The sequence below is a fragment of the Novosphingobium sp. TH158 genome (assembly GCF_002855555.1).
Lineage (GTDB): Bacteria > Pseudomonadota > Alphaproteobacteria > Sphingomonadales > Sphingomonadaceae > Novosphingobium.
On record NZ_PKRT01000002.1, the window covers coordinates 278,258 to 291,870 of the forward strand.

Consider the following 13,613-nt stretch of genomic DNA (forward strand, 5'->3'; position numbering starts at 1 on the left):
TCGTTCATCCTCCACGGCGTGAATCCGCCATCGGGGACGAAAACGAGAGACAAAGGAAACCATAGGACGTGAAGCCCGTGAAATATGCTTATGGAGTGACTACGGCGCTGCTCCTTGGCGGTGCCGCGATTTCGCTGGCGACCGGCGTTCCGGCCGGGGCGCAGGTGGCCCAGAACGATGCCCAGCACATGGGCCAGATCGTGCCGCGCGCGGGCGCGCCCGGCAGCTTTGCGGACCTGACGCAGCAGCTCCAGCCGGCGGTGGTGAACATCTCCACCCGCCAGCGCGTGCGCGTGCAGACCAACCCCTTCGCCGGAACCCCGTTTGGCGACCTGTTCGGCGGACAGGGCCCGCAAACGCGCGAGGCGCAGTCGCTGGGATCGGGCTTCATCATCTCGGCCGACGGCTATGTCGTCACCAACAATCACGTAATCAGCGCCGAAGGCCGCGGCAGCACGGTGGAATCGATTACCGTGACCATGCCTGACGGCACCGAATTTCCGGCCAAGCTGATCGGCAAGGACGCGCAGTCCGACCTTGCCGTGCTGAAGATTGAATCGAAGCGGCCCTTGCCCTTCGTCAAGTTCGGCGACAGCCGGAACGCCCGCGTGGGTGACTGGGTGATCGCCATCGGCAACCCCTTTGGCCTCGGCGGCACGGTTACCGCCGGCATCATTTCCGCCGTCTATCGCAACACCGGCGCGGGCGGCGCCTATGACCGCTACCTGCAGACCGACGCCTCGATCAACCGCGGCAATTCGGGCGGCCCGATGTTCGACATGAAGGGCCAGGTCATCGGCATCAACAACGCCATCTTCTCACCCACGGGCGGATCGGTGGGCATCGGCTTCGCCATCCCGGCGGAAACCGCCCAGCCCATCGTCGAAAAGCTGATCCGCGGCGTTGCCATCGAACGCGGCTACCTGGGCGTCCAGATCGCACCGGTCACCGATGACGTGGCGGATTCGCTCGGCCTGTCCCGCAAGCGCGGCGAGATCATCCAGGGCGTGCAGCCGGGTGGCGGCGCGGCCGCAGCCGGCATGCAGCCGGGCGATATCGTGCTGAAGGTCAACGGCAAGGACGTGACGCCGGAGCAGACGCTCAGCTTCATCGTCGCCAATACCAATCCGGGCACCCGCATTCCGCTGGACCTGATCCGCGAAGGCAAGCGCATGACGGTGACGGTCACCGTCGGCAAGCGCCCGACCGACGAGGAGCTTGCCCAGCAGAACTTCGGCAACCAGGGCGATCCCGACGACAACCCGTTCAACCGCGATCCGGAAAAGCAGGGCGACGGCGCGATCGAGAAGGCGCTTGGCTTCTCGGCCATCCCGCTGACGCCGCAGATCGCCAACCAGCTTGGCGCGGCGCCGGGCACGCAGGGCGTGGTCATCACCGCTGTTGACGGTTCATCCGATGCCGCATCGAAGGGCCTGCAGCGCGGCGATATCGTGCTTTCCGCGAATTACCGCGCGGTCACGACGCTGAGCGGACTGGAAGCAGCGATCAAGGAAGCAAAGGCCGCCAACCGCTCGGCCCTGCTGCTGCGCATCCAGCGCCGCGGCCAGCCGGCAGCCTATATCCCCATCCGCCTGCGCTGACGCGGGCCTTCAGGGAAAACGAAAACCCCTCCCCCAGCGGGAGGGGTTTTTCATTGGAGCCAAGCGGTCAGTTGGCCTGCGGCTGCGAACCGCGCCGCACCTTGGGAGCTTCGCGGCCGGTTGCCTCGTTGAGGAAATCATCCTCGGCGGCGCGCGGCGGCAGGCCCAGGTCCTCCGGTCGGCCCGCCGGATCGCCCGGACGCGGCTTCTGGCCTTCCTGCGGCTCGATCAGGTTGCCCTGCTCATCGACGAAGGAATAGTCGTTGGGATCGGCCATGATGACCTCGTCATCCGGCTCGAGCTGCCAGGCGGGAAGCTTCAGCTCGGTATCGAACTTTTCGACCGGGCGCTTGGCGACGGCATATTTCATGAACTGCGCAAAGGCGCGCGCCGGGGCCGTGCCGCCCTGCAGCCCGGGGACCGGCTTGGCATCGTCGCGGCCCATCCACACGCCGGTGGTGATGCCGCTGGAAAAGCCCAGGAACCAGCCGTCCTTGTTGGAACTGGTCGTGCCGGTCTTGCCCGCCACGGGCCGCCCGATCTGCGCCGCCTTGCCCGTGCCGATGTTCACGGCGGTCTGCAGCAGGTCGGTGATGCCGGCGATCACGTATTGCGGCACGATCGGTTGGGTCCCCGGGGCGGAACGCTGGTAAAGCATGCGCCCGTCGGTGGTCACGACCTTGCTGATGCCATAGGGTTCCACCGGCACGCCCTTGGCGGAAACGGTGGCAAAGGCGCGGGTCAGGTCAATCACGCGGACGTCGGATGAGCCCAGCACCATCGAGGGCATGGTATTGACCGGCGTGGTGATGCCAAAGCGGCGCGCGACCCCGGCGATGGCGCCGAAGCCCACTTCGTTGCCCAGCTGCGCGGCAACCGTGTTCTTGGAATAGGCAAAGGCGGTGCGAACGTCGATCTGTCCGGCGAAGGTGCCGCCCGAATTGCGCGGGCTCCACCCTTCGATCGTCACCGGTTCATCGACCACGGCATCATCGGGCTTGTACCCGGCTTCCAGCGCGGCAAGATAGACGAACAGCTTGAAGGCCGATCCCGGCTGGCGCACGGCCAGCGTTGCGCGGTTATAGTTCGAGCTGACATAGTCCGTACCGCCGACCATGGCGAGGATCGCCCCGTCGCGGTCCATAGAGACCAGCGCCCCCTGCGCCCCCTTGGGAACGTTCGCCACCACGGCCTTGGTCGCGGCTTCCTGCATGCCGGTATCCAGCGTGGTCCACACTTCGACCGGTTCGGTGTTTTCCGGCACCAGCAGGTCAAGCTGCGGCAGGGCCCAATCGGTGAAATAGCGCACCGAATTGGTGCCGCCCTCGGGCGCGAAAACCACCTTCGACATGTCCACCGCCGCCATCTCTGACGGGGTCAGCACTTCGTTATCGACCATGGTCTGCAGCACCACTTGCGCGCGGTCGGTCGCAGCCTTGGCATCGGCGGTGGGCGAATAGTGTGACGGCGCCTTGACCAGTCCGGCAATGATCGCCGCCTCGGGCAGGGTGATCTCGCTCGCCGGATGGCCGAAGAACTTGCGGCTGGCGGCATCGACGCCATAGGCGCCGCCGCCGAAATAGACCTTGTTGAGATAGAGCTCGAGGATCTGTTCCTTGGAGAACCGGGCCTCCAGCGCCATGGCCCAGACCGCTTCGTTGACCTTGCGGGTCAGCGTGCGGCTGTTGTTGAGGAACAGGTTGCGCGCCAGCTGCTGAGTGATCGTGGAGGTCGCCCGCATAGACTTGCCGCTGGTCACGGACACGAAGGCGGCGCGGATCAGGCCCAGCGGATCGATGCCGATATGGCTGTAGAAACGCCGGTCCTCTACCGATGTCATCGCCTGCGGCATGACCTTGGGCAGGTCCTTGATCGGCACCCATTTGCCATAGCTGGGGCCCATGTTGAACAGTTCGGTACCGTCGCGCGCGCGGACCAGGATGGTCTGCCCACTCTGGCTGCGCTTCAGCTCTTCGTAAGTGGGGACCGACTGCATGGTGACCGCCACGGCCACGCCAAGGAAGATCGCGCCAAGCAGGGACAGTGCGACACCCCAGATCACCAGCTTGCGGAACCAGCCGCGCTTCTTCTTCACCCGCACGGGGGGCGGTGGCTCTCCCTGCGAACCGATCCGTTGCCTGGTGGCGTTGCGTGCCATGGAATGCGTCAACCCTCTCTTCGGCGAACCGGTCGCCCGTCCCCGCTGCGCATACTAAGCAGATCGGTAGAGATAGTTAATGCCAAATTGCAGGACCGGCGAATATTGGTCGCTCAGGCCGCTCCGCCCGGCGCTTGCGGTTCGAAATCGAGCGAGGCGGAATTGATGCAATAGCGCAGGCCGCCTGCCTGTAGCGGACCATCGGGAAAGACATGGCCAAGATGGCCTTCGCAGCGGGCGCAGCGCACTTCGGTGCGAACCATGCCGTGCGAGCCGTCGCGGTGTTCTTCCACCGCATCGCCTGCGACCGGGGCGGTGTAGCTCGGCCAGCCCGAGCCGGAATTGTACTTCGTCTCGCTGGAGAACAGCGGCGCACCGCAACCGGAGCACTTGTAAAGGCCGGACTGCTTGTTGCTTTCGTACTTGCCGGTGAAGGCCCGTTCCGTCCCGGCCTCGCGAAGGACGTGATACTGTTCCGGGGTCAGCTTTTCGCGCCATTCGGCTTCGCTGAGGTTGAGCTTTTCCGTCATTGCGCACTCCATGTCCTGCTGCCCGAGCGCGCAATATGGGATCAGTGCAAGTGTTCGACAACCAGCACGGTGCCATCATGCCCGGCCACGCGCATCCGTGTGCCCGGGGGGGCATCGGGGCCCTTGGCGAGCCATTCGGTGTCGCCATGCCTGACCCGGCCGGTGCCGCCGTCAATGGCATGGGTGACCAGCACCGTATCGCCGAGCAGGCGTGCGCCGCGATCGTTCATCGCCGGGTCCGCGCCTTCGACCTGGTTGGTCCGCAACCAGCGCCGGGCGGCCATCACCAGCACGAATGCCAGCACGGCAAAGAGCAGCACCTGCATGCCAACCGGGATCGGCACGAGCCATGCCAGCAGTCCGGTGCCGACGGCAGCTGCCGCCAGCCAGATCAGGAAGAAGCCGGGCGCGGCAATTTCGGCGGCGGCAAGCAGCAGGCCCAGCGCGAGCCAGGTCCAGCGCGGGTCAAGGCTGTTGAGCCAGTCCATCAGGCGCGGCCTCCATCGCCCTTGCCCAGCGCATCCTTGACCAGTTCGCCGATGCCGCCGACCGAGCCGATCAGTTGCGTCGCCTCCACAGGGAACAGGATGGTCTTGGCGTTGGGCGAAGTGGCGAACTGGCTGACCGCGTCGGTATATTTCTGCGCGATGAAGTAGTTGAGCGCCTGGGTGCCGGACTTGGCGACGGCTTCCGAGACCATGAGGGTGGCCTTCGCCTCGGCCTCTGCCTCGCGCTCGCGCGCTTCGGCATCGCGGAATGCGGCTTCCTTGCGGCCCTCGGCGGAGAGGATCTGGCTCTGCTTTTCGCCCTCGGCGCGCAGGATTTCGGCAGCGCGCAGGCCCTCGGCCTCAAGGATCTGGGCGCGCTTTTCGCGCTCGGCCTTCATCTGGCGGGCCATGGCATTGGAGATATCAGCCGGCGGGCGGATGTCCTTGATCTCCACGCGGGTGATCTTCACCCCCCAGGGCGAGGTCGCATGATCGACCACCGCAAGCAGCTTGGCATTGATCTCGTCGCGCTTGGACAGCGTTTCATCGAGGTCCATCGAGCCCATCACGGTGCGCAGGTTGGTGGTCGTCAGCTGCATGATCGCGACGTAGAGGTTCGCCACCTCGTAGGCTGCCTTGCCGGCATCGAGCACCTGGAAGAACACCACGGCATCGACGCCGACCATGGCGTTGTCCTTGGTGATGATCTCCTGCCCCGGAATGTCCAGCACCTGCTCCATCATGTTGACCTTGTGGCCAACGCGATCGACGAAGGGCACGATCACATGCAGACCCGGCTGGGCGGCGAGGGTGTATCGGCCAAGTCGCTCGATGGTATAGACATAGCCCTGCCGCACGACGCGAACGCCCATCAGCAGGAACAGCACCACCAGTACCACCAGCGCCAGCAGCGTTTCGCCCATCATACCCTCCTATTGCCTTGAAACGCCATGCTATCGCAGCAGGCGCCACTCGCAAGCGGAATCGGAAAAACCCCTAGGCGCAGTGGTGCCGGTCAGAGCCGGGCGTAAAGCGCCAGCAGCCGGGCAAAGGCGCGATCGGCCTCTGCCTTGTTGTAGACGGGGGAGTCCGGCACGGTCCAGCCGTGGTCGCCGCCATAGACTTCGATCTCCGCCTCGACTCGGGCTGCGGCGGCTGCAGCCTTCAGCGCGTCCTTTTCCCCCGGCGCGCGGGCATCGTCATTGCGGGCGATGGCGAAGAGGTAGCCTGCCTTGGTGCTCTTGAGCAGCTGGCTGGGACTGTCCGGCTTGTCGCCCACCAGCCCGCCGCCATGGAACGAAGCGGCTGCGCGCACGCGATCGGGGGCGGCGGCGGCGGTGCGGACGGTGAACGGGCCACCCATGCAATAGCCCTGGCTGCCGATGCCGCGCCTGGGGTTCACCGCTTTTTGCCGGTCAAGCCAGGCGACGAATGCCTTGGCATCGCGGGCAACGCCTTCGGGAGTTACCGTGGCGATCATCGGCTTGAGCTTTGCCTGCCCTTCGGGCGTGCGCCATTCGGAAAAGCTGTTCAACACCGGGGCCTTGCCTGCGCGGTAGTACTGGTTGACCACCAGCACCGCATATCCGTGCGCCGCGAGCTGCCGCGCCATGGCATATTTCGCCTCGCGCGCGCCGCCGATGTCCGGCCAGAAGATCACCCCGGGATGCCTGCCCTTCGCCGGGTGGACGAACAGGCAATCGCAAGAACCGTCGGCCGTGGGCACCATGACCTTCGCCTCGGCCAGCGCCTTGCCCTTGGCGAACGCGGCGGCACCACCGCTGCCTGCGGCGACCACCGCAGCGCCGCTCGCCAGTCCGAAGGCCCGCCGCGAAAGGGCGGCCTGTTCCGCTTCGAGGGTGAAGTCATCGCACATGGCAGCAAGTCTCCCGATGGTTTCGCGCGTAACTTATGATAACCGGGCAGACATGCAAGCCGATCCCGATCACATTGCCTGCTGGCAGCGCCTGTCGGACACGATAACCACCTCGGGCCATATCGAGCCGGCAGGCGTCGCGGCGCTTGCCGCGCTGGGCGTGCGACACGTGATCAACCTTGCCATGCCGGATCATCCGCAGGTCATGCCCGATGCGGCAGAGCGCCTTGCCGCGCACGGCATCGGCCATACCCACATCCCGATTCCGTTTGATGCGCCGCGGAACGAGCATTTCGCCGCCTTCTGCGATGCGCTGGCCACCACCCCGCGTCCGCTGCACGTCCATTGCATCCTCAACTGGCGCGTTTCCGCCTGCTTCTATCGCTGGCACCGCGAGATAAGGGGCATGGATGAAGGCGCGGCGCGGGTGCTGATGGCGCAGCAGTGGCAGCCCGAAATCACCGACTATCCCGGCGCGGAGGCCTGGGCGCGGTTCATTGCCGGGAATGCCGATCAGCCGGCGGGGTAGTTCAGCTCGATCGTGATCCCGTTAGGGTCGGTCAACATGATCTGCCGCAGCCCGGCGATCCCGTCGTTGACCCGCATGGTCATGCCCAGCGCGGCGATCCGGTCCTGCGCCTCGCGAAAGCCTTCGCACCGGAAGGCGACATGGTGGACGGCGCCAGTGGGCTCTCCCACGCGATGGTCAGTGCCATAGTTCGCCAGCGTGCCCTTTACGACGACGTGGACGCCGGGATGCCCGGTTTCGTCGTAAAGCCAGGTGCCCTGATAGCCATGCTGCTCCGCCGGGGAGCGGCCCGCCTTCATGCCCAGGGCCCCATCGTAGAAGGCAATGGTGGCGGCCAGGTCCTCGGTCAGGATGTTGACGTGATCGAGCCCTTTGACCGCCATGGCGCTTACCTCCGGCTGAGCGCTGCCTCGCATTCGCCCATCAGCGTGGCGATGATCTCGGCAACGGGTTCTTCCGCGGTCACCATGCCGACCGACTGGCCCGCCATCAAGGAGCCGTTTTCGACATCGCCATCGATCACTGCGCGGCGCAGGGCACCGGCCCAGAAGTGCTCGATCTGCAACTGCGCTTCGCCCATCTCGATCTTGCCTTCATCGAGCAGCTTGGCGACCTCGACCTGCTTGGCGGTGAATTCCTCGGTGCCCTTATTCTTGAGCGCGCGGACCGGGATCACCGGCAGGCGCGGGTCCACCTGCACCGAGGCGACCGCATCGCGGGCATTGGCGCGGAAGAAGGCCTTCTTGAAATCGGGATGGGCGATCGATTCCGTCGCGCAGGCAAAGCGGGTGCCAAGCTGCACGCCGCTGGCGCCCATCTCCAGGTAGCTTGCCATCATGTCGCCCCGGCCGATGCCCCCGGCGACGAAGACGACATGGTCTTCCGCCAATGCCGGCAGGAATTCCTGCGCGAGGACCGAGGTGGCTACCGGGCCGATATGGCCGCCCGCCTCGCTGCCTTCGATCACCAGCGCGTCAGCACCCGAACGCAGCAGCTTCTTGGCCAGCGCCAGCGTAGGCGCGAACACCAGCACCTTGGCTCCGAAAGCCTTGATCGCCTCGACCGAGCCCTTGGGCGGAATGCCGCCGGCAAGCACGACATGGCCGACCTTGTGCTTCGCGCAGACGCCGATCAGGTCGAACAGGCCGGGATGCATGGTGATGAGGTTCACGCCGAAGGGCTTGCCGGTCAGCGCCTTGGTCGCGGCAATCTCGGCATCGAGCAGTTCGGGCGTCATCGCGCCGCAGGCGATCACGCCGAAACCGCCGGCATTGCTGATTGCGGAAACGAGATTGCGTTCCGAAACCCACGACATGGCCCCGCAAAGGATCGCGTGCTCGCTGCCCAGGAATTCGATGCCGCGCTGCATCAGCGCATGGGTCTTGTCGTACACGTGAAGTCCCCCCGAAATCGGTCGTCGCGCGCCTATAGGCAAGCAATCGCCCCGCGCCTAGCCCCGAGCGTCTGCCGGCGCAGTGCCTTTGCGCTGAAACCCCTGCTTTCCCTAGCGTCAATCCGGAGCGGAGGTGCGGGCGGAAGAAAAAGGGAATCCGTCCCCCTGACCGCACGGGTCAACGCAAAGGCGGTGCGGCCGGCACCGATCCGTGGTTCAGCGGGGTTGTTCCGAAGCCACGGGCGAAAAGCCCGGGCCCGTCGGGTCGCCCCCGCCCATGGCCCCCCATGGGCGGGGTTATTTCTTTTCCGGCAGGATCAGGCCGCTTCGTCAGCCGAATCGAGGCCATAGGCGGTGTGCAGCACGCGGACGGCCAGTTCGGTTTCGTCCTCGTCGATCAGCACCGAAACCTTGATCTCGCTGGTTGAGATCGCCTGGATGTTGATGCCGCGATCCGCAAGGCTGCGGAACATGGTGGAAGCAACGCCCGCGTGGCTCTTCATGCCGACGCCGACGACCGAGATCTTCGCCACCTTGCTGTCGGCGATCAGGCGGTAATAGCCGATGGCTTCCTTCTGCGCTTCCAGCAGGGCCTGCGTGCGGGCAAGGTCTGCGCCCGGCACGGTGAAGGTCACGTCGGTCTCGCCCTTGTCCTTGGCGACGTTCTGGATGATCATGTCGACATTGATGTTCGCCGCCGCAAGCGGGCTGAAAATGGCAGCGACCGCGCCGGGACGGTCGGCAATGCGGGTAAGCGTGATCTTGGCTTCGTTCTTGTCGGCAGCGATGCCGGTGATCAGCTGGCGTTCCATTTCAAGTCCTTCCAGTTCGTCGTCCGAGACGATCATGGTTCCCGGGATGGTATCGGCGGCGGGGGCATCATCGTCGATGAAGCTCGACAGCACCTGCACGCGCACCTTTTCCTTCATGGCGAGGCTGACCGAGCGGGTCTGCAGCACCTTCGAGCCGACCGAGGCCAGCTCGAGCATTTCCTCGTAGGTCACGTACTTCAGCTTGCGCGCCTTGGCGACGATGCGCGGGTCGGTGGTGTAGACACCGTCGACATCGGTGTAGATGTCGCAGCGATCAGCACCGATCGCGGCCGCAACCGCCACGGCCGAGGTATCGGAACCGCCGCGGCCCAGCGTGGTCACGCGGTTGCCTGCCGTCAGCCCCTGGAAGCCGGGGATCACCGCGATTTCGCCAGACGCCATCGAGGCGAGCAGTTCATCGCTGTCGATGCTTTCGATGCGAGCCTTCGAATGGGCATCGTCGGTACGCACCGGCAGCTGCCAGCCAAGCCACGAGCGCGATTTCGCGCCCAGCGCCTGCAGGTGCATGGCGAGAAGGCCCGCTGTGACCTGTTCGCCGCTGGCGACGACAACGTCATACTCGGCGGGATCGTAAAGCGGGTTAGCCTCGCGGCAAAAGTTCACCAGCCGGTCAGTCTCGCCCGACATGGCCGAAACGACCACGGCCACTTCATGCCCCGCCGCCTGCTGGCGCTGGACAATCCGCGCCACGCGGCGGATGCGCTCCGTACCGGCCATGGACGTGCCGCCGAATTTCATCACGATGCGGGCCAAGATACGGCTCCTTCGAAAACCACTGTCGCAAAGAATCTTGCGCGGTACCTTGCCCCGCGCGGCGGGGGCGCTTTAGGAAGCAAGCATGGCTAATGCAACCACGATCAAACCCGAGGAAGCGGCGCATTTCGGCAGGCTTGCGGCGGACTGGTGGGACCCGAAGGGCTCCTCCGCCATGCTTCACCGGCTTAACCCGGTGCGCCTCGGCTTCCTGCGCGAGGCGATCGATGCTCACTGGGGCACCGATTCCCGCGCGATTCGTCCGCTGGCGGGCATGCGCGTGCTTGACGTGGGCTGCGGCGCGGGCCTGCTGTGCGAGCCGCTGGCCCGGCTGGGCGGGACAGTAACCGGGGTTGACGCGGCAGAAGAAAACATTGCCGTGGCAAAGGCGCACGCAGCTGGCGCCGGGCTGGCGATCGACTATCGCTGCGGCGAGATCGGCGCCTTGGGCCTGTCAGGCCATGATCTTGTCACTGCCATGGAAGTGATCGAGCACGTGGCAGACAAGCCCGCCTTCATCGCCGCGCTGGCAAAGGCGCTCAGCCCCGGCGGGCTGATGGTGCTTTCCTGCCCGAACCGCACGCCGCAATCCCGGCTGCTGCTGGTCGAGGGCGCAGAACGGCTGGGCATGGTGCCGCGCGGCACGCACCACTGGGATGATTTCGTCACCCCCGACGAACTGCGCGAACTTCTCGGCCAGGCCGGTCTTGCCATGGGCCAGCCGCGCGGCATCGCCTGGTCGCCGGCGAAGGGCCTTCACCTTTCGGGCGACATGGCGCTCAACTTTATCGTGACGGCTCGGGCGAAAGCATGAAGCGCGGCGGCACGAAGCTGCGCTGAAGCGTGGCGCGATCGAACAGCCGGCCCTTGGGCAAGGTCTTTTCCAGCGCCACGATACGCATTTCCAGCACCGGCTTGTCGGGCTTGTCCTCGGGCGCGATGACGCTGGCGACGATTACGCCCTGCTGGTTCACATCGTAGCTGCGCACCAGTCCGGCACCCCACAACCGCACCCGGTCAACCTCGCCAAAGGCGGACGGATGCTTGCCCAGCCAGGCGACCTTGCGGATGCTTTCGTCATAGGCGATCCCGCAGGCGGTGCTGGCCACGCGCTCACCGGTCCGGGTGGTTCGCTCGATCAGCGAAAAGTGCGCACCCGATTTGGTGGCGCAGTTGGCAACCAGACGGTCATGCGGGGTTTCCACCCGGTGGCGGTAGCCGGAATTGAACTCGGCAGACCATTCCTCCATCGGGTCCGCACCTTTCAGCCGGATCACGTTCCAGAAATAGGCGGCATAGGTGGCGCGGGTCGTCTTGGAGCGCCCGATCACCTCGCGTGCGCGCGCCTCGTCGCTGCCATCCGGCGCGGCGGCAGCGGCCGGCACGGCGCCAAGCGCCAGCAGGGCGGCACCAAGGGCGAGGCGCAGGCGGCTCACTTCGGCGTCATCGCGATCAGCGCCGTGCTCAGCACGGTGGCGGCGATGAACATCGTCCACGACCAGTAGAAACCGACGCCCTGGATCGTCTCATGCGTGATGTAGAGATAGCCGCCCTTGGAACGGGCCGAGCCGAAAATCGCGCAGACCACCAGCGTCAGGATGCCGCCGACAGTCGCCCCTTTGAACAAGTCCATGATCGAGTGCTCCGCTTGGGCTTGGGATATGCAATCGCGTTAGGGCGAAAAGGTCAAGAATTTACCAGCAGGGCGCTGATCGCTGCACGCGCTGCCGCTTCGCGTTCCTGCCAGTTGCCGCCGATGCGGACGAAGGGCACCCCGGTATCGAGAAGCACCTTTTCGGCCAGACCGGCAAAGCGTTGGCGCGCCTGATCTTCGTCGAAAAAGCGGGTGCCATCGTCCACCCAGGGCACTTCAGGCGAAAACAGCAGGTAGAGATCGGCCTTGGGCCAGTGCAATAGCGAAGGCGGCACCTGCCCGAACAGCATCTGCGCCCAGGCGGCGGTCATCAGCTGGTCGGTATCGAGGATCAGCAGTTCCGGCTGCGCCATCTCCGCCTGCCGCACTGCTTCTGCCTGTCCCTCGGCAATGGCCAGCAAGTCCGCCATGGACAGGTCCGTGCCGTGCTCCTCGCAATAGGTGCGGCCATATTCCGGCACCCAGGGCCAACCTTTCTCGCGCGAAAGGCGCTCGGCCAGGACCGACTTGCCGGTGCTTTCCGCGCCATGGAAGCAGACGCGGATCATGCCGGCACCGCCCTTGCCCTCTCCGCGGCGATCCATTCCCTCAGGCCAATCAGGCTCATCACCAGGAAGCCCCCGTACAGTCCTGCCGTGGGTTCAAGGTCGCGGTAGATGTAGAGGCCGATGGAGGCGAGATCGATCACGATCCACAGCACCCAGTTCTCGATACGCCGGAAGGCGAGCAGAAGCTGCGCGCCCACGCTGAACACGGCGATCGGCGTATCGATCCAGGGCATCGAAGCCGTGGTCCACTTTGCCATTGCCCAGCTGAGGTTCAGGCTGATCGCCGCCATGGCAAAGAGCCAGACCCAGCGGCTGCGCCAGTCCAGCCAGCCGACGTCCACCCGGCTGCCCTCTCCGCCCACCCGCAGCCAGAGCCACCAGCCCCAGCCCTGCGCGACGAAGAAGAACACCTGCAGCACCGATTCCGCGTAGAGCCGCTGTTCCCAGAAGATGAAGAAGTAGAGCGAGACCATCACCAGCCCGAACAGATAGTTCCAGTGGCTGCGGAAGATCAGGAAAGCGATGTTGAGCACGCCGAAGCCGGCGGCGACCCATTCGATCTGCGAAAGGAGCTGCGGATCGAAGCTCATGCCAGGGCGGCGGCCCAGTCATCGGGCTTGAAACCCACCAGCAGCCCGCCCTTGTGCTCCACGATCGGGCGCTTGATGCAGCTGGGATTGGCCACCATCAGCGCCACGGCCCGCCCCTCGTCCAGCCCCTCGCGGTCAGCCTCGGGCAACTTGCGGAATGTGGTTCCGGCGCGGTTGAGCACCTTTTCCCACCCGGCCACCTTGCACCAGCTAGCAAGCTGATCCGCATCGGCCCCGGCCTTCTTGTAGTCATGAAAGGCATGGGCGATGCCCTGCCCGTCCAGCCAGGCGCGCGCCTTTTTCACCGTGTCGCAATTGGGAATGCCGTAAAGCGTGACCGTCACTCAATCGTGCCTTTCGAATGTCCGTATCTGCGGATCGTTAAGGGAAATGCTTTCGTACCAGGCGTAGTATTGCCCCCTGCCGCGCGCCTGGACAGCGGCGTGCTCCGGGTGGCGGCCCCAGGCCTTGGCGGCGGCCTCGCTTTCCCATTCGGAGATCGTCACAACCTCGCCATCATCGGCGTGGAAGGTCTTTACCGAACGGAAGCCGGGTTCCTGGCTGGCAAGTTCCACCATCCGCTGCGCATCGGCGGCATAGGCGGCAGCGTCCATGCCGGGGCGCTTCCGGTTTCGGAATACGGTGAGGTACATCCGCGCT

General features: G+C 65.4%; 17 protein-coding genes. 3 read left to right on the forward strand and 14 right to left on the reverse strand.

Going from position 1 to position 13,613, the window contains the following annotated elements; genetic code table 11:
* The first annotated feature begins 77 nt into the window (after positions 1–77).
* Positions 78–1,601, forward strand: coding sequence for a Do family serine endopeptidase (locus C0V78_RS14370; RefSeq protein WP_173843460.1), 1,524 nt, complete (start codon positions 78–80; stop codon positions 1,599–1,601).
* A 67-nt stretch (positions 1,602–1,668) separates the two neighbouring features.
* On the opposite strand, the gene C0V78_RS14375 is transcribed toward C0V78_RS14370, so the two are convergent.
* The 5 genes from C0V78_RS14375 to C0V78_RS14395 form a co-directional block, all read right to left on the reverse strand.
* Positions 1,669–3,759 carry a transglycosylase domain-containing protein gene (locus C0V78_RS14375; RefSeq protein ID WP_101798596.1) on the reverse strand — a complete coding sequence of 697 codons (2,091 nt, stop codon included), beginning with the start codon at positions 3,757–3,759 and terminating at the stop codon, positions 1,669–1,671.
* 113 nt (positions 3,760–3,872) lie between these two features.
* A complete protein-coding gene (gene msrB / locus C0V78_RS14380) occupies positions 3,873–4,289 on the reverse strand; it encodes a peptide-methionine (R)-S-oxide reductase MsrB (protein WP_101798597.1) in 417 nt (138 codons plus the stop codon).
* A gap of 41 nt (positions 4,290–4,330) precedes the next feature.
* Positions 4,331–4,777 carry an NfeD family protein gene (locus tag C0V78_RS14385; protein WP_101798598.1) on the reverse strand — a complete coding sequence of 149 codons (447 nt, stop codon included), beginning with the start codon at positions 4,775–4,777 and terminating at the stop codon, positions 4,331–4,333.
* Positions 4,777–5,700: an SPFH domain-containing protein gene (locus C0V78_RS14390; protein ID WP_101798673.1), complete on the reverse strand. Its 924-nt coding sequence runs from the start codon at positions 5,698–5,700 to the stop codon at positions 4,777–4,779. The genes C0V78_RS14385 and C0V78_RS14390 overlap by 1 nt, the downstream gene beginning before the upstream one ends.
* Positions 5,701–5,792: 92 nt before the next feature.
* Positions 5,793–6,653, reverse strand: a complete 861-nt coding sequence (locus tag C0V78_RS14395) for a dienelactone hydrolase family protein (RefSeq protein ID WP_101798599.1) — start codon at positions 6,651–6,653, stop codon at positions 5,793–5,795.
* Here C0V78_RS14395 and C0V78_RS14400 point away from each other — a divergent pair.
* Positions 6,652–7,182 (forward strand): beta-lactamase hydrolase domain-containing protein, encoded by a 531-nt coding sequence (locus C0V78_RS14400; RefSeq protein ID WP_254049966.1) that lies wholly within the window; start codon positions 6,652–6,654, stop codon positions 7,180–7,182. The two genes, C0V78_RS14395 and C0V78_RS14400, sit on opposite strands and share 2 nt — an antisense overlap.
* Here the strand turns inward: C0V78_RS14400 and C0V78_RS14405 are convergent.
* The 3 genes from C0V78_RS14405 to C0V78_RS14415 form a co-directional block, all read right to left on the reverse strand.
* Positions 7,167–7,565, reverse strand: coding sequence for a VOC family protein (locus C0V78_RS14405; protein ID WP_158241574.1), 399 nt, complete (start codon positions 7,563–7,565; stop codon positions 7,167–7,169). The genes C0V78_RS14400 and C0V78_RS14405 overlap by 16 nt on opposite strands.
* A gap of 5 nt (positions 7,566–7,570) precedes the next feature.
* Entirely contained in the window at positions 7,571–8,551 is a 981-nt protein-coding gene (locus C0V78_RS14410) for a nitronate monooxygenase family protein (RefSeq protein WP_101798675.1), read from the reverse strand.
* A 341-nt stretch (positions 8,552–8,892) separates the two neighbouring features.
* The gene (locus C0V78_RS14415) at positions 8,893–10,146 is read right to left on the reverse strand and encodes an aspartate kinase (RefSeq protein ID WP_173843462.1); all 1,254 of its coding nucleotides are present in this window, start codon (positions 10,144–10,146) and stop codon (positions 8,893–8,895) included.
* A 100-nt stretch (positions 10,147–10,246) separates the two neighbouring features.
* Between C0V78_RS14415 and ubiG the strand changes: the two genes are divergently transcribed.
* Positions 10,247–10,975: a bifunctional 2-polyprenyl-6-hydroxyphenol methylase/3-demethylubiquinol 3-O-methyltransferase UbiG gene (gene ubiG / locus C0V78_RS14420; protein WP_101798602.1), complete on the forward strand. Its 729-nt coding sequence runs from the start codon at positions 10,247–10,249 to the stop codon at positions 10,973–10,975.
* Here ubiG and C0V78_RS14425 read toward each other — a convergent pair.
* Genes C0V78_RS14425 through C0V78_RS14450 form a run of 6 tightly spaced genes read right to left on the reverse strand, consistent with a single transcriptional unit; the run spans position 10,947 to position 13,606 of the window.
* Entirely contained in the window at positions 10,947–11,597 is a 651-nt protein-coding gene (locus C0V78_RS14425) for a hypothetical protein (RefSeq protein WP_101798603.1), read from the reverse strand. The two genes, ubiG and C0V78_RS14425, sit on opposite strands and share 29 nt — an antisense overlap.
* Positions 11,594–11,794 carry a hypothetical protein gene (locus tag C0V78_RS14430; RefSeq protein WP_101798604.1) on the reverse strand — a complete coding sequence of 67 codons (201 nt, stop codon included), beginning with the start codon at positions 11,792–11,794 and terminating at the stop codon, positions 11,594–11,596. Before C0V78_RS14430 ends, C0V78_RS14425 begins: the two co-directional genes overlap by 4 nt.
* Before the next feature lie 53 nt (positions 11,795–11,847).
* Positions 11,848–12,363: an AAA family ATPase gene (locus C0V78_RS14435; protein ID WP_101798676.1), complete on the reverse strand. Its 516-nt coding sequence runs from the start codon at positions 12,361–12,363 to the stop codon at positions 11,848–11,850.
* Entirely contained in the window at positions 12,360–12,953 is a 594-nt protein-coding gene (gene pnuC / locus C0V78_RS14440) for a nicotinamide riboside transporter PnuC (RefSeq protein ID WP_101798605.1), read from the reverse strand. Before pnuC ends, C0V78_RS14435 begins: the two co-directional genes overlap by 4 nt.
* Positions 12,950–13,297, reverse strand: coding sequence for an arsenate reductase (locus C0V78_RS14445; RefSeq protein WP_101798606.1), 348 nt, complete (start codon positions 13,295–13,297; stop codon positions 12,950–12,952). The genes pnuC and C0V78_RS14445 overlap by 4 nt, the downstream gene beginning before the upstream one ends.
* Positions 13,298–13,606: an antibiotic biosynthesis monooxygenase gene (locus tag C0V78_RS14450; RefSeq protein ID WP_101798607.1), complete on the reverse strand. Its 309-nt coding sequence runs from the start codon at positions 13,604–13,606 to the stop codon at positions 13,298–13,300.
* Positions 13,607–13,613: the final 7 nt, after the last annotated feature.